Below are 25,704 nucleotides of genomic sequence, written 5' to 3' on the forward strand. Positions count from 1 at the left end.
GCAGCGAGCCGGCGGGGCCTTCGTGCAGGGTCTTCGCGCGGACCTTCGCGCAGGGTCCCGGGAAGGGGCTTCGGGCGGGTCTTCCGGCGGGGCCGCCGCCGAGGCGGGTGCGGGGCCTTCCGGCGGTCCGCCGCGAGAGTGCGGGAACGCCGAAGACCGGCCTGGTGCGCTGGGCACCTGGCCGGTCGGGTCGGACTGGGAGACTACGCGCGACGGCGGGCCTGGGAGGGCCCGGTACCCGACTCGGCGTCATCGTCCTCGTCGTCATCGGCGTAACGAGCCGCGTACTCCGCGTAGGGATCGTCGTCCTCCTCGTCCTCCTCGATCGGCTCCGGCTCGATCGGGGAGGTGGAGGGCGATACGCCCAGCTCGCTGGAGAGACGATTGGCGTCGAACCCGCCGCTGTTGTACTTCAGCTCGCGGGCGACCTTCGTCTGCTTGGCCTTGGCCCGGCCGCGCCCCATGGGTCGACCCCCTCAACGATGGGGCTCACGGCCCCGAGTCTGACACGTGTTCATGATCAAGAGCGGCCTGCCCGAATGGGGAGGACCGTCCCTTGGAGCATTAACGGTACCTGTTTCTGCCGCTGGACGGTACGTCGTCGGTGTGACGTGGCGCGCACCGGCCGCACCCGCGACCAGGTCGTCCCAGGTCAGGGGAGGTTTTGCGGCTTTCTGCACGCTGTCCGGAGGTGTCTCGGGTCCGTTGTTCCCGGATCGATTATCCCCCCTAGGGGGGCTTCGGATCACCCGATCGGAGGCAGAATCGAGAATCCGGTTCCACATCGTGATGCGCGGGGGACGGCGCCCGGCCGCCCCCCGCGCGCACCGGTCCGGATCAGCCCCGGCGGGCCGTCGGCAGCAGCACCGAGCGCAGCGCGCTGATCTCGCGCATCCGCTTCTCGGCGAGACGGTCGGCCGCGACGGCCGGCGGCACGCCGTCGGAGGCGGCCCGGGTGAAGATCTCCAGGGTGGTGTCGAAGATCTTCGTCGCCTTGTTCTTGGCGCGCTCGAAGTTGAAGCCGTCGATCTCGTCGGCGACCTGGATGACACCGCCGGAGTTCACCAGGTAGTCCGGGGCGTAGAGCAGGCCGCGGTCGGCGAGGTCCTTCTCGACGCCCGGGTGGGCCAGCTGGTTGTTGGCGGCACCGCAGACGACGGAGGTGCCGAACTCGCCCAGCGCGGCCACGGTGTCGTCGGTCAGGGCGCCCCCGAGCGCGCAGGGGGCGTAGACGTCCAGCTTGGCCTGGAGCAGCGCGGCGGTGTCGGCGACGACCTCCACCTCCGGGTGGGCGGCCCGCACGCGGTTGACGGCGGCCTCGAAGGGGTCGGTGACGACCACGACGGCGCCGTCCGCGACCAGGTGGCCGACGAGGTAGTGGCCGACCTTGCCGACGCCGGCGACGCCCACGCGCTTGCCGCGCAGGGTCGGCTGGCCCCAGCGGGCCTGGGCGGAGGCGCGCATGCCCTGGAAGACGCCGAAGGCGGTCAGGATCGAGGAGTCCCCGGCGCCGCCGTTCTCGGGCGAGCGACCGGTGACGAACTCGGTCTCGCGCGCCACGACGTCCATGTCCTGGACGTAGGTGCCCACGTCGCAGGCGGTGATGTAGCGGCCGCGCAGCGACTCGACGAAGCGCCCGTAGGCGCGGAGCATCGCCTCGTTCTTGTCCTTGTTCGGGTCGCCGATGATGACGGCCTTGCCGCCGCCGAGGTCGAGGCCGGCGAGCGCGTTCTTGTAGGACATGCCGCGGGAGAGGTTGAGCGCGTCCTCCAGCGCCGCCTCCTCGGAGGCGTACGGGAAGAACCGGGTGCCGCCGAGGGCCGGGCCGAGGGCGGTGGAGTGGACGGCGATGATCGCCTTCAGTCCGGAGGAGCGGTCGTGGCAGAACACGACCTGCTCGTGGCCGTCGCCGGTGGCGCCGTCCTGGGAGTTGCCGAAGATCCTGCCGAGCACGCCGGGTGCGGAGTGCGTGGTGGCGGCGGTCTGTACGTCGGTCACTGTGGTGACTCCAGTATTCGAGGCCCGCTGCGGTGGTGCGGGCGCCTAAGGCGAAGCGTAGTCGCGCGGGCCCCGCCGGTCCGCCCCCTTGGCGAAGCTCGGTACGACTGTCCGAATACTGGGACGGCAGGGCCGTCATCAGGCTGTTCGCGCACCTCGGGTGCGTCCGCGAACGGGCCGCCGCAGGACCGGTCCGACCGACCGCTCCCGGTCGGCGGGGGGTGCGTGGGACGATGCAGGACGTGACCGTCGTCCGTACCTCCGTGCTGCCGCCCTACGCCGCGCACCTGCGGGTCTACGAGCCGCTGGCCGCCTACCCGGAGCCCGAGCGGGCGCGCTGGCAGGCCTACGCGGCGGAGCACGGTCCCGACGCGCCCGAGGCGGGCCGCTCGGTGGCCGCGGCGGCCCTCGCCGAGCAGCGCTCGGCCCTCGCCGAGCTGATCGGCCGGACCCCGCGGGCGCTGCCGGACCGGGAGGCCGAGCGGGCCTTCGTCCGGCTGGTGGACGGGGTGCTGTACGTCTGCCCCTGGGCGACCAGGCTCCGCACCTGGCAGGCCCTGGAGGAGCTGCGGGCGGGGGCTCCGGTGGCGCTGCTGGACACCGCCCTGCCGCCGGCCACCCGGGAGGTGGCGGAGGCGGACCGGGAGCGCTGGCGGGCCGACCACCCGGACGCCCGGCCGTGGATCCTCACCAGCCGCTGGGAGGTGCCGGTCCGCTGGTTCCTCCCGTTCGGGGACGAGGATCGATGCTTCGTTCCCGCAGAGAGGGGGGAGAAGGGGGAGGGAGGGGAACGGGGGGACGGGGCGTCACTGTTCTATCTGACGCCCATGGCGCAGGCGCGCCGCCGGGTGGCCCGGGCGTACCGGGCGCTGCGCGAGGCGGTGCCGGAAGGGGAGCTGGTGCGGGGGGCGGAGCAGGTCGGGCGGTGGCTGGAGGAGTTCCATCCGCGGTCGCTGGTGGAACTGGACTACGGGGGGCTGGTGCATCTGCTGGGGCCGGAGCGGCTGTTGGCGGACCGTTCGGCGGGCGAGCTCGAGGACGGGCTGCGGGCGCTGCGGGCGGGGGACGCGACGGAGGCGCTGCGCGCGTACGAGGTGCTGACCGCGCGCTGGCGGCGGGTGCTGGCACTGCGCCACGCCAACTGAGCGGCAGGGCCGGTGGGAGGGCCGGACGGGGCGGCGGGAGGGCCGGTCCGGGGACGGTGGGAGGACGGGCCGAGGCGGCGTCATCGCTGGCCGGTGGGGGCGTCGGTGGTACTTGTAAGACTGTAAGAGTCCTACGGCCCGAGCCGCATGACCAAGGTCCTGGTTCGGGTCAATACCTACCGAACGTGACACTACTCACCGTTGACGCGAACTTACCCCTATGTGCAAAAATGGGACAACCAGCCCAACTTCACGTGAGCGTGCCCACTTTTGGGTGGTTCTGGAGTCGATGCGCGCTTTGCGGGAAAACGGCGGGTCTGGTCCGCTCGTAACCGAATGTCACTATAAGGTGACTGCCCGTTATGGGGTGGTCCATCGCCATCCGTCGGCCTTGAACCCGTGAGGGGTCAATTTTGGCGGTTTGGTCGATAGGGCTGGACGGATGGTGTAGTTGTAGACACCAGGACAAGCCGTTCGTCCTATAACCGACTCGGCCCGTCTATGCCATTTCGGGCATCGCGGGCCAAGGTGCAGAATTTGAAGGATAGAACCGCCCTGGTTCGGTTCTCCCGAGGAGGCCGCTCATGACCGCTCGTACCCCCGATGCCGAACCTCTGCTGACGCCGGCAGAGGTCGCCACCATGTTCCGTGTGGATCCCAAGACCGTGACGCGCTGGGCCAAGGCCGGCAAGCTCACGTCCATCCGCACGCTGGGCGGGCACCGCCGATACCGTGAGGCGGAGGTGCGCGCCCTGCTGGCCGGTATTCCGGCCCAGCGAACCGAGGCCTGACAGAGCCTCGCTCAAGGCTCTTCGAAAGGGGCTGCTTACCGGACTCCGCCGGGTCCGGTAAGCAGCCCCTTTTTCTGTCCCCACGCACTTCTTCTACAGTCCTGTCGTACCGGCCGCACCGATCGCGGGAGCGGCTGTCGTACTCGCGCGATCCACCGGAATGTTGAACTCCGGATAACGATTCGATGATGGGAAGGTGGGGGGGATTTACTGTGAATAGCAGTACAATTTTACATATTAAATTAGAGGCTTCGGGGAAGGGTGTCCGAACGGTCGGTTCCCGGAAGGGGTACGTGACGACCGTCACGCGGGCGTTCACTTGTGGTCCGTGCCCACTCCGGGATAGAGGAGTGGCCGGTGAAACGCGAGAGGCCCGGAACCAAACGGTTCCGGGCCTCTCGGCTACGGCGATCCTGACGGGACTTGAACCCGCGACCTCCACCTTGACAGGGTGGCGAGCTAACCAACTGCTCCACAGGACCAGAGTGTTTCCTGACCCGTTCGCTCCGCTTGCCGCGCTGCGAACAAGACAGACTGTAGCCCATGCGGGGCCCCCAGGTCGAACCGGCTCCCGACCGCCCCCTCCGGCCCGTCCGCAGCTCAGGCGGGCCGGAGGGAGGCCGAGGGGTCAGAGCGCGGCCCTGGCCGCCTCCATGGCCTTCAGGATCCGCTTCTCGGACACCGGCGACGGGGTGCCCAGCGACTGGGCGAAGAAGCTCACCCGCAGCTCCTCGATCATCCAGCGGATCGCCAGCACCTCCGCCGAGGGCTGCCGCCCGGCCGGCACCGCCGCCAGCAGCTCCCCGTAGGCCTGCTGGACCTGCTGCACCTTCAGCAGCTGCTGGGCGTCCCGCTGCGGATGGTTGGGCAGCGCCTCCAGCCGGCGGTCCACCGCCAGCAGATAGCGCTTGAGGTCCGGCAGCCGCTGCCAGCCGGTCGCCGTCACGAAGCCCGGGTGCACCAGCGAGGCCAGATGCAGCCGGATGTCGTTCACCGCGTTCAGCAGCACCGGACTGCTCACCGACTTCAGCCGGGTCGTCGCCCTGTGGAAGGCGATCAGCGCCGTCGCCGTCTTCAGCGTGGTGTCCGCCGACAGGTCGTACAGGTCCGCCCGTACCTTGTCCCGCAGCGCCGCGAACGCCGCCTCGTCCCACGCCGGACCACCGGCCCGGGCCATCAGCCGGTCCGCCGCACAGGCCACCACGTCCTCGAACAGCGCCGGGACCGAGCCGTGCGGGTTGTACGACAGCGCCAGCTTGGCCTGGTTGCCCAGCCGGCCCTGGATCGACTTGGCGGGCGAGGTGGTCGACAGCATCAGCAGCCGCCGGGTGCCCTCCCACATCGCGCCCTGCTGCGCCTCCGGGGTGTCGAACAGCTTCACGCCGACCGACTCGCCCTCGTCCACCAGCGCCGGGTAGGCGCGCAGCGAGTGGCCCCGGGAACGCTGCTCGAAGGTCCGCTGGAGCACCGGCAGCCCGGCCGGCCAGGCGGTCAGCCCGGACTGCTCGATGCCCCGGCCCGAGGCCGCCGAGGAGAGCGTCTCCTTCAGCTTGGGCTTCAGCCGCAGCCGCAGCTCCTCCAGGTCCTTGGACTCGGCGAGCTTCTTGCGCCCGTCCACCACCCGGAAGGTCACCTTGAGGTGCTCGGGGACCCGCTCCTCGTCCCAGGCCTCCGGAGGCACGGTGACCGCCGTCAGGCGCTTCAGGACGTGCTCCAGGGCCGGCAGCAGCGGCTCCTGGCGCTCCTGGTTGTTCCTCAGCTCGCGCAGTGCCGCGCGGGCGAAGTCCGGGGCGGGGACGAAGTTGCGCCGCACCGCCTTCGGCAGCGACTTGATCCAGGCCGTCACCAGCTCCTCGCGCAGGCCCGGGATCTGCCAGTCGAAGCCCTCCGAGGTGACCTGGTTGAGCACCGGCAGCGGGATGTGGACGGTGACGCCGTCCGCGTCGCTGCCCGGCTCGAACTGGTAGGTCAGGACGAACCGCAGCTTGCCCTGCACCCAGTGGTCCGGGTAGTCGGCCTCGGTGACGCCGTCCGCGGCGTCGTTGATCAGCATCGACTTCTCGAAGTTGAGCAGGTCGGGCTGCTCGTGCCGGGCCTTCTTCCACCAGGCGTCGAAGTGCCGGGTGGAGACGATGTCCTCGGGCAGCCGGCCGTCGTAGAACTCGAACAGGGTCTGGTCGTCGACCATGATGTCCCGGCGGCGGGCCCGGTTCTCCAGCTCCTCGACCTCGCCGAGCAGCTTGCGGTTCTCCGCGAAGAACCGGTGGTGGGTCTCCCAGTCGCCCTCGACCAGGGCGTTGCGGATGAACAGCTCGCGGCAGAGCTCCGGGTCGATCCGGCCGTAGTTGACCTTCCGCGCGGACACGATCGGCACCCCGTAGAGGGTGACCTTCTCGAACGCCAGCACGGCCCCGGACTTCTTCTCCCAGTGCGGCTCGCTGTAGTTGCGCTTCACCAGGTGGGCGGCCAGCGGCTCCACCCACTCGGGTTCGATCTTCGCGTTGATCCGGGCCCACAGCCGGGAGGTCTCCACCAGCTCGGCCGACATCACCCAGCGCGGCGGCTTCTTGAACAGGCCGGAGCCGGGGAACACCGCGAACCGGGCGCCCCGGGCGCCGCCGTACTCCCGCTTCTCCACGTCGAACAGGCCGATGTGCGAGAGCAGGCCGGCCAGCAGGGACTGGTGGATCCGGTCCGCGTCCGGCTCGGCGTCCTCGTGGGCCTCCTCGATGGTGACACCGAGCTGCTTGGCGACCGTGCGCAGCTGGGAGTAGATGTCCTGCCACTCCCGTATCCGCAGGTAGTTGAGGAACTCCGCCTTGCACATCCGGCGGAACGCGGAGGAGGAGAGCTCGCGCTGCTGCTCGCGCACGTAGCGCCACATGGCGAGGAAGGCGAGGAAGTCGGAGCTCTCGGAGCTGAACCGGCGGTGCCGCTCGTCGGCGGCCTGGCGCTTCTCGGCGGGGCGCTCGCGCGGGTCCTGGATGGAGAGCGCGGCGGCGATCACCATGACGTCCCGGACACAGCCGTTGCGGTCCGCCTCCAGCACCATCCGGGCCATCCGCGGGTCCACCGGGAGCTGGGCCAGTTTGCGGCCGAGCGGGGTGAGCCGCTTGCGGAGGTCCTTCTCGGCCGGGTCGAGCGCGCCCAGCTCGTGCAGGAGGCTGATGCCGTCCTTGATGTTGCGCGAGTCCGGCGGGTCCAGGAACGGGAAGGCGGCGATGTCGCCGAGGCCGGCGGCGGTCATCTGGAGGATGACCGAGGCCAGGTTGGTGCGCAGGATCTCGGCGTCCGTGAACTCGGGGCGGGAGAGGAAGTCCTCCTCCGAGTAGAGCCGGATGCAGATGCCGTCCGAGGTGCGGCCGCAGCGGCCCTTGCGCTGGTTGGCGCTGGCCTGGCTGATCGCCTCGATCGGCAGCCGCTGGACCTTGGTGCGGTGGCTGTAGCGGGAGATCCGGGCGCTGCCCGGGTCGATCACGTACTTGATGCCGGGGACGGTGAGGCTGGTCTCGGCGACGTTGGTGGCCAGCACGATCCGGCGGGAGGAGGAGCGCTGGAACACCTTGTGCTGCTCGGCCGAGCTCAGCCGGGCGTACAGCGGCAGGACCTCGGTGTGCTTCAGCCGGAGCTTGTCGAGCGCGTCCGCGGTGTCCCGGATCTCGCGCTCGCCGGAGAGGAAGACCAGGATGTCCCCCGGCCCCTCGGCCTGGAGCTCCTCGGCGGCGTCGCAGATCGCCTGGATCTGGTCGCGGTCGCGGTCGACCTCGTCGGTGTCGCCGTCCTCGTCCTCGTCCACGATCGGGCGGTAACGGACCTCCACCGGGTAGGTGCGGCCGGAGACCTCGACGATCGGGGCGTCCCCGAAGTGCCGGGCGAACCGCTCGGGGTCGATGGTCGCCGAGGTGATGATCACCTTGAGGTCGGGGCGGCGGGGCAGCAGCTGCTTGAGGTAGCCGAGCAGGAAGTCGATGTTGAGGCTGCGCTCGTGCGCCTCGTCGATGATCAGGGTGTCGTACTGGCGCAGCTCGCGGTCGGTCTGGACCTCCGCGAGCAGGATGCCGTCGGTCATCAGCTTGACCAGGGTGTCCGGGCCGACCTGGTCGGTGAACCTGACCTTCCAGCCGACCGCCTCGCCGAGCGGGCTGTCCAGCTCCTCGGCGACCCGCTCGGCCACCGTGCGGGCGGCGATCCGGCGGGGCTGGGTGTGGCCGATCAGACCGCGTACGCCGCGGCCCAGCTCCAGGCAGATCTTGGGGATCTGGGTGGTCTTGCCGGAGCCGGTCTCACCGGCCACGATCACCACCTGGTGGTCGCGGACGGCGGCGAGGATCTCGTCCTTCTTCTGGCTGACCGGGAGCTCGGCGGGGTACCGGATCTCCGGCACCGCGTTCCGCCGCCGTTCGACCAGCAGCTCGGCCTTGTCGATGTCGGCGGCGATCTCGGCGGCGATCTGCGCGCGGGCCTCGTCCTTGCGGACCCGGCGGGCGCCGTCCAGCCGACGGCCGATCCGGACCTGGTCGCGCAGGGTCAGCTCGGGCAGGCGCGCGGCCAGCTCGCCGATGCCGGGCGCCTCGCTCCGGGCGGACTCGGCGGCGGACTGGACTGCGGGAGAACTCACGGCGGGCATCCCTCTAGGTTCGCAAGGAGGGGCACCGGAGCGCACCTCGGTTTTCGAGCGCCTCCAGTGTCACAGGGGACGCCCGTCCGCTGCCAACGGCGGTCCGGCACGCCGTGGGAACCGTCCGGATCGGGGCGGTGGCGGGGGAGAGGGAGGTGAGCGGGCGTGGAGTGGGAGGGAACGGGCGGCAAGGCGTGGGGAGGGGGCGGGGAGGGGCGGGGCTACCCCTTCCAGAGGAAGAACGCGGCGGCCCCGGCGCAGAGCAGCAGCCCGATGACGAGACCGGCCGCGGTGGCCGTGAGCCGGTCCCGGAACCGCCGGCCCGGCTCGACCCGGGCCGAGGCCTCGGTGCTCAGCTCCCACCAGTTGCGGATCCGGTGGTACTGCTCGTCGAAGTCCGGCGACGGGTACAGGTCGCTGCGCAGCAGTCCGGGCAGCGTCCGGCGCCGTCCGCCGGTCAGGAACATCCGCACCTGCGAAGTGCTGTCGCCCTGGGCCTCGACCGTGCGGACGTCGATCCAGTGGATCCGGTCCCAGGCGTAGGCGCGGCCGCGCCCGAAGCCCCAGCAGATGGTGATGCCCTCGGGGCCGACCCGGCTCCAGCTGCGGACCGTGGTCCACAGGCCCAGGCCGGAGAGCAGGAGCGTGCCACCGGCGAGCCAGAGGAAGCCCACCAGGCCGATCCGGTACACGGCGGCGAAGCCCTGGGCGGCCAGTACGACGAGCAGGACCGCCAGGTGCGACCAGGACGGGCGGTAGCGGTCCCGCCCCCGGAAGATCAGTTCGTCCACGGCGGGCACCCTACGCCGGGCGTGGTGGGCGGTCGGCGCTCGGGGTGGGGCGGGGGTCCGAGGGTGGTCCCGGGCCGGCTTTGCAAAGTCGAGCCGGACTTTGCAAAGCCACGCCGAGGGACCCTCCGCCGGGGCACGCCACCTGCTCGGCGTGCCCCGGCGGAGCGTTGTGGGGTGTCTTTGCAAAGTGAGCACTTTGCAAAGTCACCTCGGGGTCCACTTCCCGGGGCATGCCGCTCACCAGGCATGACCCCGTGCCCGGCCGCCCTCGGGCGGCCGGCCACAGGACTTTGCAAAGAGTGGACTTTGCAAAGTCACCGTACGGGCGCTCCCTCGGACCACGCCGCCCACCAGGCGTGGTCCGAGGGAGCGGTGGGCGTGGTCCGAGGGAGGAGTGGAGCGGTGCTCGCGGTGCGAGCGGTGCGAGCGGTGCGAGCGGTGGGAGGGGTGGGACCGGGCGCGGGCCCTAGCCCTCCTGGAGGACGAACTCGCGGACCAGTCGGGACCACTCGGCACCCTGCTCGTAGACGACCACATGGCCGCTGTCGATCTCCGCGTAGGTGCTGCCGGCGATGGCGTCGGCCAGCTCGCGGGAGAGCCCGACCGGCACGGTGGCGTCCTGGGTGCAGCCGATCACCAGGGTGCGGGCGGTGATCCGGGGCAGCAGCGGGCGGATGTCGGCGCTCAGGTTGAGGTCGATGTGGCGCAGCGCGCCCTCGGTGGGCTCGTTGCCCTTGATGATGCCCTCGAGCGCGTCGGGCTCCAGCGAGTTCAGGTGGTCGCGGCTGAACGCGGTCAGGGTGCCGAACCGGCCGAACGCCTCGGCGTCGCCGCTGATGGCGCGCCAGGTGGTCATGTGGTTGCGCAGGTAGGCGTCGTCCGGGCGGCTCCAGCCGGCGGTGAGCACCAGGCTGCGCACCAGCTCCGGGCGGAGCGCCGCGAGGGTCGCGGCGACCACCGAGCCGAGCGAGAAGCCGACCACGTCGGCCGGGCCGTCGCCGGCCGCCTCGATCACGGCGGCGATCTGCTCGGCCAGCAGTTCGGGGGTCAGCTCGCGGCCGTCGTCCTCGGTGTCGCCGCAGCCGGCGAAGTCCGGCAGCAGGACGGTCCGGGTGTCGGTGAAGTCACCGGTGAGGTGGCCGAAGGTGCCCCCGGCGCCGAAGCCGGTGCCGTGCACGAAGACCAGGGGCGGGTGGCCGGAGCCCTCCACGGTGTAGGAGACGCGGGCGCTGGGGCTGGCGGCGAAGGGCATGACGGAGTTCTCCTCGGGAGTCGGGACGGGTGGGGGGAGGCGCGGGGGTCAGACGAGGCTCTTGGCGGAGGCGTTCTCGGCGGTGGCCCCGGCCCGGCGGGGGGCGCGCTCGAAGCCGAGCGCGACCAGGACGAGTGCGACGATGCCACCGGTGGCGACCAGGACGGCGGTGCGCAGCCCGTCGGTGGTGGCGGAGCGGAGGGCCTCGCCGGTGAGGCCGTCGGTGCCGGCGTTGGCGATCGCCACCAGGATGCCGAGGCCGACCGCGCTGCCGACCTGCTGGCCGGTGGAGACGATGCCGGAGGCGATGCCCTGTTCGTAGGGGTGCACGCCGGTCGCGGAGGCGGAGAACATCGTGGTGAAGATGACGCCCTGGCACAGGCTCAGGACGACCAGGCCGGGCAGCAGCGCGACGTAGCTGCCGTCCGGCGCCATGGTCAGCGCGGTCGCGGCGGTGCCGAGCGCGCCGAGCAGGTAGGAGGCGATCAGGGTGTTCCGGGCGCCGAACCGGGTGGCGAGCCGGCCGCCCAGCATGGAGCCGACGAAGCCGCAGACCATCGGGATCAGGAAGGCGACGCCGGTGCGCAGGGCGCTGTACTCGTGCACGGTCTGGAAGTAGACGGTCAGGAAGTACAGCAGGGTGCCGAAGCTGGCCATGAACAGGAAGGTGGTCAGCACGCCGGTGGACAGGTTGCGGTTGCGGAACAGCCGCAGCGGCATCAGCGGGTCGGCGGTGCGGGACTCGATCGCGACGAAGGCGGCGAGCAGGCCGAGGCCGAGCACGGCGGTGGTGAGCACGGTCGGCGAGGTCCAGCCGGAGGCCGGGCCCTGGACGAGGGTGAAGACCACCAGGGTGGCCCCGGCGGTGGCGGTCAGCGCGCCCGGCAGGTCGAACGAGCGGGATCCGTCGCGCGGTCCGTCGGCGCCGATCAGCCGGGGGGCGAGCAGGGCGGCCCCGCCCGCGAGCGGCACGTTGACGTAGAACACCGCTTCCCAGCCGAAGGCCTGGGTGAGCACCCCGCCGGCCAGCGAGCCGATGATCATGCCGCTGGCGCCGGCGGCGGCCCAGACCGAGAGCGCCCGGTTGCGTTCGCGGCCCTCGGTGAAGCTGAGCACCACCAGGGCGAGGGTGGCGGGGAACAGGAAGGCGCCGCCGAGGCCCTGGAGGGCGCGGGCCGCGATCAGCAGGCCGGGTGTGTTGGCCAGGCCGCCGAGCAGCGAGGAGCCGGCGTACAGCAGCAGGCCGAGGACGAACATCCGGCGGCGGCCGAACAGGTCGGAGGCGCGGCCGCCGAAGAGCAGGAAGCCGCCGAAGGCGACGGCGTAGGCGCTGACCACCCACTGGAGGTTCTGGGCGGAGAAGTCGAGGCCGCTGCCGATCTCCGGGAGCGCCACGTAGACGATGTTGTAGTCGATCGAGACGATCAACTGGGCGAACGCCAGCAGGGCCAGCAGGAGGCCCGAACGGCGTGGCCCGGCGGCCTGCTGCTCGGCACCGGCGGACGGGGACATGGGGAGCCTTTCGGGGGCGTCGGGGAGCGGACGGGGGACGAGGGGGCGGTGCGGCGTTCGGTGGTTACGGGCCGGGTGTCGTCAGGACCACCCGGCGGCCGTTGAGTTCGCCCTTCTCCAGCCGCTGGTGGGTCTCGGCGGCGGCGCTCAGCGGCCGGATCTCCAGGGCCCGGGGCCGCAGCCGGCCGGCCGCGAGCAGCCGGTTGACGGTGGCGGCGGCGTCCGCGAGTTCGGCGCCGGAGGCGTGCGAGATGACGAACCCGCGGATCGAGCCGTCCTTCATGTAGAGCTGTCCGGCGGGCAGTTCGGGGCGGGAGCGGGCGCCGGCGAGCAGCACGATCCGGCCGCGCGGGGCGAGCAGGTCGACGGCGGTGGTGAGGTCGTTGGTGCCGGAGGTGTCGAGGTGGAGGTCGATGCCGCCGGGGCAGGCGGCGCGGACCAGGTCGGGCAGGTCGGGGGAGCGGTAGTCGAGGACCTCGGTGGCGCCGAGGGCCCGGCAGTGTTCCGCGTCGTCGGGGCGCGCGGTGGTGACCACCCGGGCGCCGGCCTCGGCGGCGAGCACGATCAGGGCGCCGCCGACGTTGCCGCCGCCGCCCGCGACCAGCACGGTCTCGCCGGTGCGCAGCCCGCCGTGGGTGAACAGGGCGAGGTGGGCGGTGGCGGCCGGGTGGACCACGGCGACGGCCGTCGTCGGGTCCACGCCCGGGGGCAGGTGGTAGAGCCGGTCGGCCGGGACGGCGGCCCGTTCGGCGGCCGCGCCCTGCCGGCCGTCGTGGCCGAGGCTGTTGGTCCAGACGCGGTCACCGGGGGCGAAGCGGGGGGCGCCGGGGCCGACCCGGGCCACGGTGCCCACGAGGTCCCGGCCGATCACGAACGGGAAGGGCAGGGGGGTCGGGAAGAGCCCCGAGCGGACGAAGGTGTCGACCGGATTGACCGAGACGGCGGCCACGTCGACCAGGACATCGGTGGGCCCGGGGACCGGCTCGGGCACCTCGCCGTAGCGGATGTCCGACGCCGGTCCGAGCCTCGGGATGAACGCTGCACGCATGGGGCCGATCCTGCGGGAGGCGCGGACGGGCGGCGGCGGATCGCGGCATCGTTCGTCAACTCCCTGGTCTCGGGCGGAAAGCCGGGCGGGGACGGGGTGTCCCCCGACCTGACATAGATGCTACACCGATCGGTGCAATCTCTCATCTGCACGGAGTAGTTTACTTGGCCTCCGGGTCGGGACGGCCTGCTACTGGTCCGACCCACCGCTCGACACCCAAGGACGGAACCATGGCCACCGACCGACTCCTCGCCCAGCCGGGACCGAGACCCGCCGGCGGGAGCGGAGCGCGGACGACGCAGCCCTCCGCCAGTCGTCTGCCGTCCCTGACCGGCCTGCGCTTCCCCGCCGCCCTTGCGGTCTTCGCGTACCACGCCGCCCTGCCGATCCCGACCCTGCGGTTCTTCGCCGACGACAGCACCGAGTTCCGCTTCGTCGACCTCGCCGACCAGGCCGGCGGGCTCGGGGTGGCGTTCTTCTTCGTGCTCAGCGGCTTCGTGCTCACCTGGTCGGCCCGCCCGGGCGACACCGCCACCGGGTTCTGGCGGCGCCGGCTGGTCAAGATCGTCCCGAACTACGTGGTCGCCTGGGCGCTGGCCATGATCTTCTTCGCCGGCTCCTACACCCCGGTGCGCACGGCGGTCCTCAACCTGCTGATGCTCCAGGTCTGGATACCCGACTTCAACACCTACTTCAGCGTCGACCCGCCCAGCTGGTCGCTCGGCGCCGAGCTGGTCTTCTACCTCTCCTTCCCGCTGCTGCACCGCTTCCTGCGGACGATCCGCCCGGAGCGGCTCCTCTACTGGATCGGCGGCACGGTCGCCGCCATCGTCGCCACCCCGGCGCTGGCCTACCTGGTGCTGCCCGACACCCCGGGCGTCCCCGGCGGCTACGAGTCCTCGGTGGTGCAGTACTGGTTCTCCTACGTGCTCCCGCCGGTGCGGCTGCTGGACTTCGCCCTCGGCATCCTGGTCGCCCTCGCGGTGCGCTCCGGCCGCTGGCGCGACATCGGCATGGTGTGGTCCGGCGTGCTCCTGGTGGCCGGTTACGCCGCCACCCGCTGGGTGCCCTACCTGTACGCCCAGCGGGTGACCACCGTGGTGCCGATCGCGCTGCTGGTCGCGTCCGCCGCGATCGCCGACCGGGACGGCCGGTTCACGCCCTTCCGCAACCGGGCGATGACCTGGCTCGGGGAGATCTCCTTCGCCTTCTACCTGCTGCACTTCGTCGTGCTGACCGAGATGCGCGACCTGCTCGGCACCAAGCTGTACTCGACCCCCGAGGGCATCGGCCTGCTGCTGCTCGCGATCGGGGTCACCGTGCTGCTCTCCTGGGTCCTGTACCGGCTGGTCGAGGCGCCGATCACCAAGCGGTTCTCCTCACCGCGCCGCAAGCCGGCCGGCCCCGCTCCCACCTCCTGACCCCACCTCCCACCACCCGACCCCTGACATCCCGAATTGGAGCCGTACCCATGGGCAAGATCCTCGTCACCGGGGCGACCGGCCAGGTCGGCGCCGAGGTGCTGGCGCAGCTGCTGGCGGCCGGCGCGGACGTCCGGGCCGGCGCCCGGACCCCGGAGAAGCTGGCACCGCCCGCCCCGGTCGACACCGCGGCGCTCGACCTCACCGACCCGGACACCTACGGCCCGGCCCTGGCCGGGGTCGACAAGGTGTTCCTCTACGCGGTGCCGCAGGGCACGGCCGGCTTCCTCGCCGCGGCGCGGGAGGCCGGCGTGCGGCACGTCGTGGTGCTCTCCTCGCAGACCGTGGTGGACGCCTTCCCGGTACAGAAGCCGATCGTGGAGATGCACCGCGCGGTCGAGGACGCCGTCCTCGCCTCCGGGATCGCGTACACCTTCCTGCGGCCGCACAACTTCGCCACCAACATCCTGATGTGGGGCTGGCCGGAGTCGATCCGGGCCGAGGGGCGGATCCGCTTCCCGTACCCCGAGTCGCACAGCGACGCGATCCACGAGAAGGACATCGCCGCGGTCGCGGTGGCGGCGCTCACCGGCGAGGGCCACGAGAACCGGGCGTACTTCATCAGCGGCCCCCGGTCGATCACCCAGCGCGAGCAGCTCGCCGACCTGGCCGAGGCGCTCGGGCGGCCGCTGGAGTTCGAGGAGCTGACCGACGCCGAGGCGCGCGAGGCCCTGGCCCCGATCGTCCCGATCTGGGTGATGGACGCGGTGGTCGGCTACTGGGCGGGTTCCGACGGCGTCCCGACCGAGGTGTCCGACACGGTGGAGCAGCTCACCGGCCGCCCCGCCCGGACCTTCGCCGAGTGGGCCCGCGACCACGTGGCCGACTTCACCGCCTGACCGGCCACCCTGGCCCGGCACACCGGAATCCGGAACCGCCGCCACGGCGGGCGGGACTCCGGTGGCCGGGCCACCACCGTCCGCGCCGGACGGGTGGGCCGCGCACCTTAGCGGAGCGGGGCGCGCACCCTAGCGTGAGCACGGCGCAGTCATCCGCCATTCGAGGGGGACCGATGAGCGGCCCGGCCATGACCCGAACCCTGCCGACGGACCCCCAGGCTCCGCCGGAGGACGCGCAGTTGCTCGACGCCTCGCACGAGGTGCTGCTCAAGGAGCTGTGCGGCGTGCTGTTCGCCTCGCTGCCGCGCAGCGACCAGCGGCGCAAGGGCGCCCAGTACCTGCGCGGGCTGCTGGGCGCCCACGGACGCAAGTCGATCCGCAACATCGCCACGGTGGTCGGCGGCCCGGCCGCCGAGCAGAGCCTGCACCACTTCATCACCAGCTCCACCTGGGACTGGGGCCCGGTCCGCCAGGCGCTGGCCCAGCACCTCGCCCGGATCGCCCCGCCGCAGGCCTACGTGCTGCGGCCGATGGTCGTCCCCAAGGCCGGCGACCACTCGGTGGGAGTGGACCGCCGCTTCATCCCGGCCCTCGGCCAGGTGCTCAACGCCCAGCAGGCGGTGGGTGTCTGGGCCGCCTCGGAGAGCTTCAGCGGCCCGGTCAACTGGCGCCTGCACCTGCCGCGGACCTGGCTGGAGGACGCGCCGCGGCGCAGCCAGGCGCTGATACCCGACGAGGTCGACGCGGAGAGCCTCGGCGACTGCGCCCTGGAGGCCGTGCTCGGCCTGCCGGCCCGCTGGGGGCTGCCGGTGCGCCCGGTGGTCGCGGACGCCAGGGACGCCGACGGGCTGCGGCTGGTGCGCCGGATGCGGGGCGAGCGGCTGCCGATGCTGGCCCGGATCTCCGGCTCGTTCCCGCTGCGGCCGGTCGCGCCGCTGCCCGGCCACCCGGCCGGTCCGGGGCCCGCCTGCCAACTGCTCACCGCGGCCCGGGAGCTGCGCCGGCCGGTGGTCTGGTCCGACCCGTCCGGCGAGCTGCGCGGCGGGCTGGTCGCGGCCGTCCGGGTGCGTCCGGCCGGGCCGGGGGCCGCCCGCCAGGGCCGGGGCCGGCGCGGCGGCGGGGAGCTGCTGCTGCTCGGGATGGGCGCGGCCGGCGGGCGCTGGCCGGCCGAGCTGTGGCTCACCGACCTGGTGGACCTGCCGGTGGCCGCGCTGGTGCGGCTGGCCCGGCTGTCCGACCGGGTGGACCTGGACTTCACCAGGACCGCCGACCGGGTCGGGGTGCGGGACTTCGCGGGCCGCTCGTTCGGCGGCTGGCACCGGCACATCACCCTGGCCTCGGCGGCGCACGCGGTCGCGGTGCTGGCCCGCGGCGACGACCGGCTGTACTGAGGTGGCGGGGTCGGGCGGTTGTACCGAGGTGGCGGGGTCGGGCGGTTGTACCGAGGTGGCGGGGTCAGGTGGCGGGGCCGGTCCGGTCGGTCCGGTCCGGTCGGTCGCCCGGGCTGCCGGCCGGACCGCCCGACCGGTCGTCCGTCGGGTCGGCCGCCGGGTCCCCGGGGCGGCCGGGGTCGGCGCGGGCGACCCGGTCGAGCAGGGTGCGGCGCACCCGGCTCAGCCTGAGCGCGAGCTGGATCTCGAACGAGCGCTCGGGCTTCAGCCAGTCCGGGCCGAGCAGTTCGCCGATCCGCTCCAGCCGGCGGGCCACCGTGTTGGGGTGGACGTGCAGCCGCTGGGCGGCGTGGGTCGGGCTGTTGCCGGTGTCGAACCAGGCCTGGAGGGTGCGGGTCAGCTCGGTCAGCCGCTGCCGGTCGTAGTCGAGCACCGGGCCGACGGCCGACTCGATGAACCCCTCGACATCGTGGTTGTCGGCCAGCAGGACGCCCACGAAGCCGAGTTCGCGGGCCGAGGCGGCGCGGCCGACCGCGCCCAGCGAGGTCATCGCGTCCAGGCAGCGCAGCGCCTCCTGGTAGCCGTGGAAGACCGAGGTCGGGTCGCTGACCGGCCCGGCCGCGCCGACCGTCACCGGCAGGCCGAGCAGCGGGGTGAGCTCCTCGGCGACCGCGCGGGCGGCCCGGCCCGGGTCGCTGCCGGGCAGCAGCAGCACCGCCCGGCCGTTGTGGACGCGTTTGAGGCCGCTCATCCGGTGGGCGTACAGCCCGGCCCAGGTCGCGGTCCGGCCCTGGGCCTCGCCCTCGGGCCGGGCGACCACCAGGACATGGGCGGCGGACAGGTCGATGCCGAGCCGGCGGGCCCGGACGTCGAGCTGGCGCGGCGGGCGCTGCGGACTGCTCAGCAGTTCGTCGAGCAGCTCGTCGCCGACGTGGCGGACCGGGCCGGCCGAGCGCTGGCCCTCCAGCAGCAGGGCGACCGCGACCGCCTGGGCGACGCTCTGGCAGAACTCCGCGGCCAGGTCCGCCCGGCGGCCGGTCGGCCGGGCGAGCAGGGTGCCCAGGTCGGTGGAGCCGGCCCGGACCGGGGCCGCCCACAGCGGTCCGGCCAGCCGGACCGGGCGGCCGGCCGCGTGGGTGTCGACGGCGGTGGCGACCACGGTCGGCCCGTCGAGCTCGGGCAGTTCGCCGGTCGAGGCGAGCACGGTGCCGTCGCTCGCGTACACCCGCAGGCCGAGGTCGAGCCGCCGGCCGGCGTCGCGGACCAGGGCGTGCGGGTCGCGGCCGGAGAGCGCCAGGTCGACCAGGGCGCGGTGGGCCTCGGCGAGTTCGCCGGCCGGGTCGGCGGCGCCGGCCGGGGCCGTCGCGGGGGAGGTCCGGGCGGTGCGCTCCAGCAGCCGGGCCTTCTCGATCGCCACCCCGGCGAGGTCGCCGAGCGCGGCCATCAGGGAGATCTCGTCGGTGGTGAAGTAGCGCACCGCGCGCTCCGCGACGTACAGGGTGCCGAACGGTCGGGCGCGGTGGCCGAGCGGGACGGCCATCACGGCGCGCAGCCCCTCGGCGCGGACCGCCCCGTCGACCACCGGGCTGCGCCGGATCCGCTCGTCCACGAGGAAGTCCGGGGTCCAGAACGGGCCCGGGTCGGCCGGTACGCCGCCGCCCAGGCCGAAGCCGTCGGGGACGGCCAGGCCGACCCGCAGCGAGCCGCTGGGGCCGTCGGTGGTGCGGATCCGGACCGGGCCGGGGGCGCTGTCGCCGCCGGCCGGTTCGGCGGTGGTGAGGCAGGAGACGTCGGCGCCCAGCAGCAGCCGGGCCCGGCGGGTGATGACCCGCAGCAGGTTGTCCAGCTCGTAGGGCAGGGCCAGGTCGCGGGCGGTGTCGGCGAGCGCGGCCAGTCCGGCCTCACGGCGGCGCCGCTGCTGGGACCGGGAGCGGATGGACAGGCCGAGCTGTTCGATCCGGCAGATCGCCTCCCGCTCGGGGGCGGACTCGCAGCTCCGCCGGGCCTGCTCGACCAGCTCCGCCAGTTGGGCGGCCGGAGCCTCGCTGGCCAGCAGTTCCAGGACGTTGAACGCGATTGAGTCGGCGGACCGTCGCGTCATGACCTTCCCTCCCCCTGGGGTGTGTCGTGTGGATCGGCCCTGGTCCGCGACGCTCCCCCGGCCGTCGGCCGGGAGGTACCCCCGGGGGCACGCGCGCCCCGGCCCGTCGGCCGGGAGGTGCCCCCGTCGCAGCGGCTCCGCCCCCAGCCCGCTGGCCGGGAGGTGCCGCTACCTCCGCCTTGCGGTGCACGCACCCCGACGCCGCGGCCTCGTCCGGGCTGGTCCACAAGACGCGCCCGGACCCCGTGGACGGAAGGAGTGCGTGACGGCCTGCAATCCGGAAGGTATGCGGGGGCGGTTGTTCCCGTCAAGAACAGGTCCTGGCCGTCCGGGCGGGGCTCGTGGTACCACGGTGACGGATCATCAGGATGATTCAGCGGAGCGGAAGTCGGGCCGGTTCCTGATCGCCGGGCCGGGCGGCCGGGCGTCCCTCGACGGCGGCGTGCAGCCGCGACCAGTGGTCGACCAGCAGCGGGACGCTCTGCTCCTCCAGCCGCCGGGCGACCGTGCCGTAGTCGATGCCGAGCCGGCCCAGCCGGTCGAGCACCGCCCGGGCCGCCTCGTACCGGCCGAGCAGGGTGTCGCCCTCCAGCCGGAGCTTGCGGACCGCCTCGTCCAGCACCGGTCCGGTCATGGCGTGCGCGGTGCCCCAGGAGACCAGCCCGGCCACGTACCGGGCCTGGGCGGCGGCCCCGCCGAGTGCCGAGTCGGTCCACAGCAGCCGCTGCGGGCGGGCCCCGGAGGCGCGCAGGGTGCGCCAGCGGCCGTCGCCGAGCCGCTCCTCGTACGCCCGGTACATCAGCCGGGCCGCCGCCTGGGCGGTGAGGCCGCGCAGCGCGGCGGCGTCCGGGCCGGCGATCGCGGCCAGCCGCCGGTCGATCTCGCGGTCCACCCGGCCGACCGGGAGCGAGGCCACCGAGGCGATCGCGGCCAGCGGGAGGCCGGCCGCGAGTGCCTGCTCCAGTCCGTCGAAGTAGGCGTCCACCACCTGCCCGTAGCGCCGAACCGAGTAGAGCCCGGTGGCGTGCACGCCGAGTCCGCGGCCGACGCAGTCGCGGATCGCGGTGAGGCCGGCGGCGGTGGCCGGGATCTTGACCAGCAGGTTGGGCCGGTCCACGGCGCGGGCCAGTTCGACGGCCTCCGCGACGGTGGCGGCGGCGTCGTGCGCCAGCCGGGGGTCCAGGTCGGCCGAGACCAGGCCGTCGTGGCCGTGGGTGGCGCGGTGGACGCCGCGGAACTCCTCGCAGACCAGCCGCAGGTCGTGCACGGTGGCGGCCCAGACCGAGCCCTCCGGGGAGACGTGGTGCTCCGCCAGCCGGGCCAACTGCTCGGCGTAGACGGGGTCGTGCCGCATCGGTCCGGTCAGCAGGGCGGGGTTGGTGGTGGCGCCGCGCAGACCGGTGCGGTCGATCAGCCGGCCGAGCAGGCCCGAGGTGACCAGGCCGCGGTCGATCCCGTCCAGCCAGGGCGAGACGCCCTCGGCGATCAGCGGCCGCAGGTCTCCGGTTCGGGGTTCTGCGGCCGGCGGTTTCTTCACTGCGGGATCACTGCTCCTCGGCTCTGCGACGGACCGAAAACGGTGCCGTGGCCGAGGATAGGCAGCAATTCGTGCCCGGAAAAGTGAGCGCCCCGGTCAATGTCAGGTCGGCCGCGGGTCAATGCCGGACCGGGCGGGGGTCAATGCCGGGCACGGTCAATGCGGGGCGTCCGGAGAAGTGACCGCCGGGTATTTGATGGAGTGCGGCCCCACCTGACGTAGTGCCGGGAACTCCGTTGGCCGGTCGGCCGTCCACGGTCAACGATCAGTGGAACGCGCCCACGTCACCGAGGAGTTCACCGCCGTGACCACCATTGCCGTCATCTATTGGTCCTCCACCGGAAATGTCGCCAGGCTGGCCGGGGCGGCGGCCGACGCCGCCGGGAAGGCGGGCGCCGAGGTGCGGCTGCGCCGGATCGCCGACCTCGCGGACGACACCTACGTGCCGGGCACCGAGGAGGCCGCGCGGGAGCTGCGGGACCGCACCGCGGACGTCCCGGTGGCCACGCTCGACGACCTGGCCTGGGCGGACGGCATCCTGATCGGCACCCCGGTCAGGTTCGGCCTGCCGGCCGCGCCGGTGCTGCGGTTCGTCGACGCGACGGCGCCGCTGTCGATCCCCGGCGGGCTGGCGGACAAGGCGGTGTCCGCCTTCACCTCGGGCTCCGCGCCGCACGGCGGCCACGAGACGGCGATCCTGGCGCTGCACAACGCCTTCTGCCACTGGGGTTCGCTGATCCTGGCCACCGGCTCCACCGACCCGGTGCTGTTCCGCCCGGAGAACGGCAATCCGTACGGGGCCAGCGCGGTGTCCCGGAACGTGCCGGGCCAGGTGCACGAGGAGAACATCGCCGCCGTGGAGTTCCAGGCCCGCCGGGTGGTCCGGGTGGCCGCACTGCTCGGCGGCCTCGCCGACCAGTAGGGCCCCGCCGGGCCGGGAGGGAGACGTCAGTGGACCACCTGCTCCTGGGACAGCTCGCCGACCGCCCCGCCGGGCAGCAGCCGGACTGGCCCGATCCGTTCGAACTCGCCGCCGCCAAGAAGGAACTGGCCGACCGTCCGCCGCTGGTCGCGGCCGCCGACGTGCACCGGCTTCGCGCCCTGCTCGGCCGGGTCGCGCGGGGGGAGGCGCACGTCCTCCAGGCCGGCGACTGCGCCGAGGACCCGCAGGAGTGCACCGCCGGCGACACCGCTCGCAGGGCCGCGCTGCTCGACCTGCTGGCCGGGCGGCTGAAGCTCACCACCCACCGCCCGGTGCTCCGGATCGGCCGGATCGCCGGCCAGTTCGCCAAGCCCCGCTCCAGCCCCACCGAGCTCTGCGACGGTGTCGAACTCCCGGTCTACCGGGGGCATCTGGTGAACGGACCGGAGCCCGACCCGGTCCGCCGCACCCCCGATCCGCGCCGGCTGGCGGTGGGCTACGAGGCGTCCCGCCGGGTGCTGGACCACCTGTCCCGGCTCGCCCCCGGCGACCCGTCCGTCGCCTGCCCGCCGGTGTGGGCCAGCCACGAGGCGCTGCTGCTGGACTACGAGCTGCCGCTGCTGCGCCGGGACGCGCGGGGCCGGCCGCTGCTGGCCTCCACGCACTTCCCGTGGATCGGCGAGCGGACCCGGGACCCGGACGGCGCGCACGTCGCCCTGCTGGCCTCGGTGGTCAACCCGGTCGGCTGCAAGATCGGTCCGACCACCACCCCGACGGAACTGCTGCGGCTGTGCGCCCTGCTCGACCCCGGCCGGGAGCCCGGCCGGCTCACCCTGATCGCCCGGCTCGGCGCGGACCGTGCCGCCGAGGTCCTCCCGGGCCTGGTCAGGGCGGTGCACGCGGCCGGCCACCCGGTGGTCTGGCTCAGCGACCCGATGCACGGCAACACCGTCGCCGGGCCGGACGGGCTGAAGACCCGGCTGGTGCCGGACCTGGTCCGGGAGGTCGAGGCGTTCCAGCGGGCGGTCCGGGCCGAAGGCGCCGCCGCCGGGGGCCTGCACCTGGAGACCACCCCCGACGAGGTGACCGAGTGCGCCGACGACGCGGCCGGGCTGGCCCGGGTCGGTGACAAGTACACGAGTCTGTGCGACCCGAGGCTCAACCCGGAGCAGGCGCTCGCGGTGGTGTCCGCCTGGCGCGGCTGAGCGCCGGGCGCCCGGCGGGCCGGGGCACGCACGCCCGGCACGCGCGGTACGCCCGGCGGGCGCCGCCCGCCCCGTACTCCCCGCACCGCCCGTACTCCCCGCACCGCCCGTACTCCCCGCACCGCCTGCTCCACCCCGTTCCGAGCCGTGCACCACCCCCAACCCACCCGCGGCCCGAGCTGTTGGTCCGCGTCCCCCAGGGAGGTCCGCACATGAGAAACAAGGTGACACTGGTCACCGGCGCGGCGGGCGGCATCGGCGCCGCCGTGGTCCGGCTGCTGGCCGTTCGCGGCGCGCTGGTCGCGGCCGTGGACCGGGACGCCGACCGCCTCGCCGAACTCACCGGCAAGCTGGCCGCCGAGGGCCTCACGGTGGCCGCCGTCCCCGCCGACGTCACCGACAGCGCCTCCGTCGAGGCCGCCGTCGACACCGCCGAGCGCGAGCTCGGCCCGATCGACCACCTGGTCAACAACGCCGGTGTGCTGCGGATGGGCGAGGTCCGCGACCTCACCGACGAGGACTGGCGGACCACCTTCGCGATCAACGCGGAGGGCGTGTTCCGGGTGTCCCGGGCGGTGGTCCACCGCATGATCCCGCGCCGGCGGGGCGCGATCGTCACGGTCGCCTCCAACGCGGGCCTCACCCCGCGCGCCGAGATGGCCGCCTACGCGGCCTCCAAGGCGGCGGCCACCCACTTCACCAAGAGCCTCGGCCTGGAGGTCGCCCGCTACGGGATCCGCTGCAACGTGGTCGCGCCCGGCTCGACCGACACCCCGATGCTCAGCGCGATGTGGGCCGAGGGCGTCGACGGCCGGGCCGCCACCGTGGCCGGGGCGCCGTCGGCGTTCAAGGTCGGCATCCCGCTCGGCAAGCTGGCCCGGCCCGAGGACGTCGCGTACGCCGTCGCCTTCCTGCTCTCCGACGAGGCGGGCCACATCACCCTGCACGACCTCACGGTGGACGGGGGTGCCGGGCTCGGTGCGTGACGCGACCCCTTCCCCGCTGGACCGGGTGCTGGCCGCCCGGCCGCCCGCGTTCGCGCTGCTGCACCGGCCCGAGGCCACCGGTCCGGGGGTGGTCGAGCTGCTGATCGGCGAGGTGTCGGCGCCGGCCACGCTGGCCGACCTGCCGCTGGCCGACCTGCCACCGGTCCACCTGCCGACGGCGGACCCGCCCTCCGGTCTCCCGCGGCCCGGTGGCGAGCGGCCCGACACCGTACGGCCCGGTGGCGAGCGGCACGAACTGCTCGCCCTGGTCCCCTACCGGCAGATCGCCGAGCGCGGCTTCGAGGCCCCGGACGACGGCACCCCGCTGCTCGCGCTGAGCGTCACCGAGCAGTGCGAGCTGCCGCTCGCCGAACTGCTCGACCGCCTCCCCGACGGCGCGGTCGACCTGACCGGCGGCGCCTTCGACATCGGCGACGAGGACTACGCGCAGACCGTCCGCCGGGTGCTCGCCGAGGAGATCGGGGAGGGCACGGGCGCCAACTTCGTGCTCCGGCGCTCCTTCGTCGCCGCCGTCGGCGGGGACACCACCGCCGCCGCGCTCACCCTGTTCCGCCGGCTGCTCCAACGGGAGACCGGCGCGTACTGGACCTTCCTGGTGCACACCGGGGAACGGACCCTGGTCGGCGCGACGCCCGAGCGGCACATCAGCGTGCACGGCGGGCGGGCGGTGATGAACCCGATCAGCGGCACCTACCGCTACCCGGAGCAGGGCCCGGAACTGGCCGGGGTGCTGGAGTTCCTGGCGGACCGCAAGGAGACCGACGAGCTCTGCATGGTGCTCGACGAGGAACTCAAGATGATGGCCCGGATCTGCCCGGGCGGCGGCCGGGTGGTCGGCCCCTACCTCAAGGAGATGGCCCGGCTCGCGCACACCGAGTACTTCATCGAGGGCCGGACCCACCGGGACCCGCGCGAGGTGCTGCGCGAGACGCTGTTCGCGCCCACGGTCACCGGCAGCCCACTGGAGTCCGCCGCCCGGGTGATCGCCAAGTACGAGCCCGGGGGGCGGGGTTACTACAGCGGCGTGGCCGCGCTGATCGGCCGGGACGCGGCCGGCGGGCGCTCCCTGGACTCCGGGATCCTGATCCGCACCGCCGACATCGACCCGGCCACCGGCCGGCTGGGGATCGGGGTGGGGGCGACGCTGGTGCGGCACTCGGACCCGCGCTCCGAGGTGGCCGAGACGGGTGCCAAGGCGGCCGGGCTGCTCGCCGCGAGCGGGGCCGGGCCGGCCGGGCCGTTCACCCCGGCGGACGGCCGCCGGGGCGGGTTCGCCGCGCACCCCGAGGTGCGGGCGGCCCTGGCCGGGCGCAACCGGGACCTGTCCGGTTTCTGGCTCGCCGAGGTGTCCGGACGGGCCCGGCCGCGCCCCGAACTGGCCGGTCTGCGGGTGCTGGTGGTGGACGCCGAGGACACCTTCACCGCGATGATCGGGCACCAGCTGCGCGCACTGGGTGTGGAGGTGGCGGTACGGCGGTTCGACGAGCCGTACTCGTGGGAGGGGGTCGACCTGGTGGTGCTCGGGCCCGGCCCCGGCGACCCGCGCGACACCTCCCATCCGAAGATCGCCCATCTCCGCTCGGCGGCACGGGAGTTGCTGGCCGCGCGACGGCCGTTCCTGGCGGTCTGCCTGAGTCACCAGGTGCTGTCCGCCGAGCTGGGTCTGCCGCTGGTCCGCCGTGCGGTGCCCAATCAGGGGGTGCAGCGCCCGGTCGACCTGTTCGGCGCCGCCGAGCGGGTCGGCTTCTACAACACCTTCGCCGCGGTGTGGGACGCCTGCCCGGGTGGGCCGGGGGAGTTCGAGGCGCCCGGCGGCGGCACGGTCCGGGTCGCGGGGGACGCCGCGACCGGTGAGGTGCACGCGTTGCGCGGGCCGGGCTTCGCCTCGGTGCAGTTCCACGCCGAGTCGGTGCTCACCCTCGGCGGGGTACGGATCACCGGCGATCTGATCGCTCACGCGCTCGGATTGCCGGACCCCGTTCGAATGACTCCCGGGGCTCCCGAATTCTCCTGACGGGTTGTACACGTCCCACAACCGTTCCATCCGAAACAGCATTACCGGAGCC

18 protein-coding genes and 1 tRNA gene are annotated in these 25,704 nt (G+C 73.5%); 9 read left to right on the forward strand and 10 right to left on the reverse strand.

Going from position 1 to position 25,704, the window contains the following annotated elements; all coding sequences use genetic code 11:
* Positions 1 to 203: 203 nt before the first annotated feature.
* Together ACIPYS_RS23315 and ACIPYS_RS23320 are read right to left on the reverse strand one after the other, a co-directional pair.
* Positions 204 to 464: a DUF3073 domain-containing protein gene (locus ACIPYS_RS23315; protein WP_030392262.1), complete on the reverse strand. Its 261-nt coding sequence runs from the start codon at positions 462 to 464 to the stop codon at positions 204 to 206.
* A gap of 373 nt (positions 465 to 837) precedes the next feature.
* Positions 838 to 1,953, reverse strand: a complete 1,116-nt coding sequence (locus ACIPYS_RS23320; protein WP_231978804.1) for a Glu/Leu/Phe/Val dehydrogenase dimerization domain-containing protein — start codon at positions 1,951 to 1,953, stop codon at positions 838 to 840.
* A gap of 278 nt (positions 1,954 to 2,231) precedes the next feature.
* Here ACIPYS_RS23320 and ACIPYS_RS23325 point away from each other — a divergent pair, with 278 nt between their 5' ends.
* Positions 2,232 to 3,143, forward strand: coding sequence for a hypothetical protein (locus ACIPYS_RS23325; protein ID WP_093861336.1), 912 nt, complete (start codon positions 2,232 to 2,234; stop codon positions 3,141 to 3,143).
* 584 nt (positions 3,144 to 3,727) lie between these two features.
* On the forward strand, positions 3,728 to 3,934 hold the full coding sequence (gene bldC, locus ACIPYS_RS23330) for a developmental transcriptional regulator BldC (protein WP_014137253.1): 207 nt from the start codon (positions 3,728 to 3,730) through the stop codon (positions 3,932 to 3,934).
* Between the two features lie 408 nt (positions 3,935 to 4,342).
* On the opposite strand, the gene ACIPYS_RS23335 is transcribed toward bldC, so the two are convergent.
* From ACIPYS_RS23335 to ACIPYS_RS23360, 6 genes are all read right to left on the reverse strand, one after another.
* Positions 4,343 to 4,416, reverse strand: a tRNA-Asp gene (locus ACIPYS_RS23335).
* 146 nt (positions 4,417 to 4,562) lie between these two features.
* The gene (gene hrpA / locus ACIPYS_RS23340; protein ID WP_400748993.1) at positions 4,563 to 8,561 is read right to left on the reverse strand and encodes an ATP-dependent RNA helicase HrpA; all 3,999 of its coding nucleotides are present in this window, start codon (positions 8,559 to 8,561) and stop codon (positions 4,563 to 4,565) included.
* Positions 8,562 to 8,773: 212 nt separating this feature from the next.
* A complete protein-coding gene (locus ACIPYS_RS23345; RefSeq protein WP_400748996.1) occupies positions 8,774 to 9,343 on the reverse strand; it encodes a hypothetical protein in 570 nt (189 codons plus the stop codon).
* A gap of 466 nt (positions 9,344 to 9,809) precedes the next feature.
* The gene (locus tag ACIPYS_RS23350; RefSeq protein WP_093861339.1) at positions 9,810 to 10,595 is read right to left on the reverse strand and encodes an alpha/beta fold hydrolase; all 786 of its coding nucleotides are present in this window, start codon (positions 10,593 to 10,595) and stop codon (positions 9,810 to 9,812) included.
* 48 nt (positions 10,596 to 10,643) lie between these two features.
* Positions 10,644 to 12,107 carry an MFS transporter gene (locus tag ACIPYS_RS23355; RefSeq protein ID WP_093861340.1) on the reverse strand — a complete coding sequence of 488 codons (1,464 nt, stop codon included), beginning with the start codon at positions 12,105 to 12,107 and terminating at the stop codon, positions 10,644 to 10,646.
* Between the two features lie 64 nt (positions 12,108 to 12,171).
* The gene (locus tag ACIPYS_RS23360; RefSeq protein WP_400749001.1) at positions 12,172 to 13,155 is read right to left on the reverse strand and encodes an NADPH:quinone reductase; all 984 of its coding nucleotides are present in this window, start codon (positions 13,153 to 13,155) and stop codon (positions 12,172 to 12,174) included.
* A gap of 230 nt (positions 13,156 to 13,385) precedes the next feature.
* Between ACIPYS_RS23360 and ACIPYS_RS23365 the strand changes: the two genes are divergently transcribed.
* From ACIPYS_RS23365 to ACIPYS_RS23375, 3 genes are all read left to right on the forward strand, one after another.
* On the forward strand, positions 13,386 to 14,576 hold the full coding sequence (locus tag ACIPYS_RS23365; protein WP_093861342.1) for an acyltransferase: 1,191 nt from the start codon (positions 13,386 to 13,388) through the stop codon (positions 14,574 to 14,576).
* Between the two features lie 50 nt (positions 14,577 to 14,626).
* Positions 14,627 to 15,475: an NAD(P)H-binding protein gene (locus ACIPYS_RS23370; protein WP_093861343.1), complete on the forward strand. Its 849-nt coding sequence runs from the start codon at positions 14,627 to 14,629 to the stop codon at positions 15,473 to 15,475.
* A gap of 188 nt (positions 15,476 to 15,663) precedes the next feature.
* Entirely contained in the window at positions 15,664 to 16,866 is a 1,203-nt protein-coding gene (locus ACIPYS_RS23375) for an IS701 family transposase (protein WP_400749006.1), read from the forward strand.
* A 64-nt stretch (positions 16,867 to 16,930) separates the two neighbouring features.
* On the opposite strand, the gene ACIPYS_RS23380 is transcribed toward ACIPYS_RS23375, so the two are convergent.
* Together ACIPYS_RS23380 and ACIPYS_RS23385 are read right to left on the reverse strand one after the other, a co-directional pair.
* Positions 16,931 to 18,967, reverse strand: a complete 2,037-nt coding sequence (locus ACIPYS_RS23380; RefSeq protein WP_400749009.1) for a helix-turn-helix domain-containing protein — start codon at positions 18,965 to 18,967, stop codon at positions 16,931 to 16,933.
* A 373-nt stretch (positions 18,968 to 19,340) separates the two neighbouring features.
* The gene (locus ACIPYS_RS23385; protein ID WP_400749012.1) at positions 19,341 to 20,504 is read right to left on the reverse strand and encodes a transaldolase family protein; all 1,164 of its coding nucleotides are present in this window, start codon (positions 20,502 to 20,504) and stop codon (positions 19,341 to 19,343) included.
* 304 nt (positions 20,505 to 20,808) lie between these two features.
* On the opposite strand from ACIPYS_RS23385, the gene ACIPYS_RS23390 reads away from it, so the two are divergent.
* The 4 genes from ACIPYS_RS23390 (at position 20,809) to ACIPYS_RS23405 (ending at position 25,652) form a co-directional block, all read left to right on the forward strand.
* On the forward strand, positions 20,809 to 21,426 hold the full coding sequence (locus tag ACIPYS_RS23390; protein WP_093865010.1) for an NAD(P)H-dependent oxidoreductase: 618 nt from the start codon (positions 20,809 to 20,811) through the stop codon (positions 21,424 to 21,426).
* A 29-nt stretch (positions 21,427 to 21,455) separates the two neighbouring features.
* The gene (locus ACIPYS_RS23395) at positions 21,456 to 22,631 is read left to right on the forward strand and encodes a 3-deoxy-7-phosphoheptulonate synthase (protein ID WP_093861346.1); all 1,176 of its coding nucleotides are present in this window, start codon (positions 21,456 to 21,458) and stop codon (positions 22,629 to 22,631) included.
* 212 nt (positions 22,632 to 22,843) lie between these two features.
* Positions 22,844 to 23,617 carry a 2,3-dihydro-2,3-dihydroxybenzoate dehydrogenase gene (locus tag ACIPYS_RS23400; protein ID WP_093861347.1) on the forward strand — a complete coding sequence of 258 codons (774 nt, stop codon included), beginning with the start codon at positions 22,844 to 22,846 and terminating at the stop codon, positions 23,615 to 23,617.
* On the forward strand, positions 23,610 to 25,652 hold the full coding sequence (locus ACIPYS_RS23405) for an anthranilate synthase family protein (RefSeq protein ID WP_400749016.1): 2,043 nt from the start codon (positions 23,610 to 23,612) through the stop codon (positions 25,650 to 25,652). Before ACIPYS_RS23400 ends, ACIPYS_RS23405 begins: the two co-directional genes overlap by 8 nt.
* Positions 25,653 to 25,704 lie beyond the last annotated feature (52 nt).

The sequence above is a fragment of the Kitasatospora sp. NPDC089913 genome, assembly GCF_044748625.1.
Lineage (GTDB): Bacteria > Actinomycetota > Actinomycetes > Streptomycetales > Streptomycetaceae > Kitasatospora.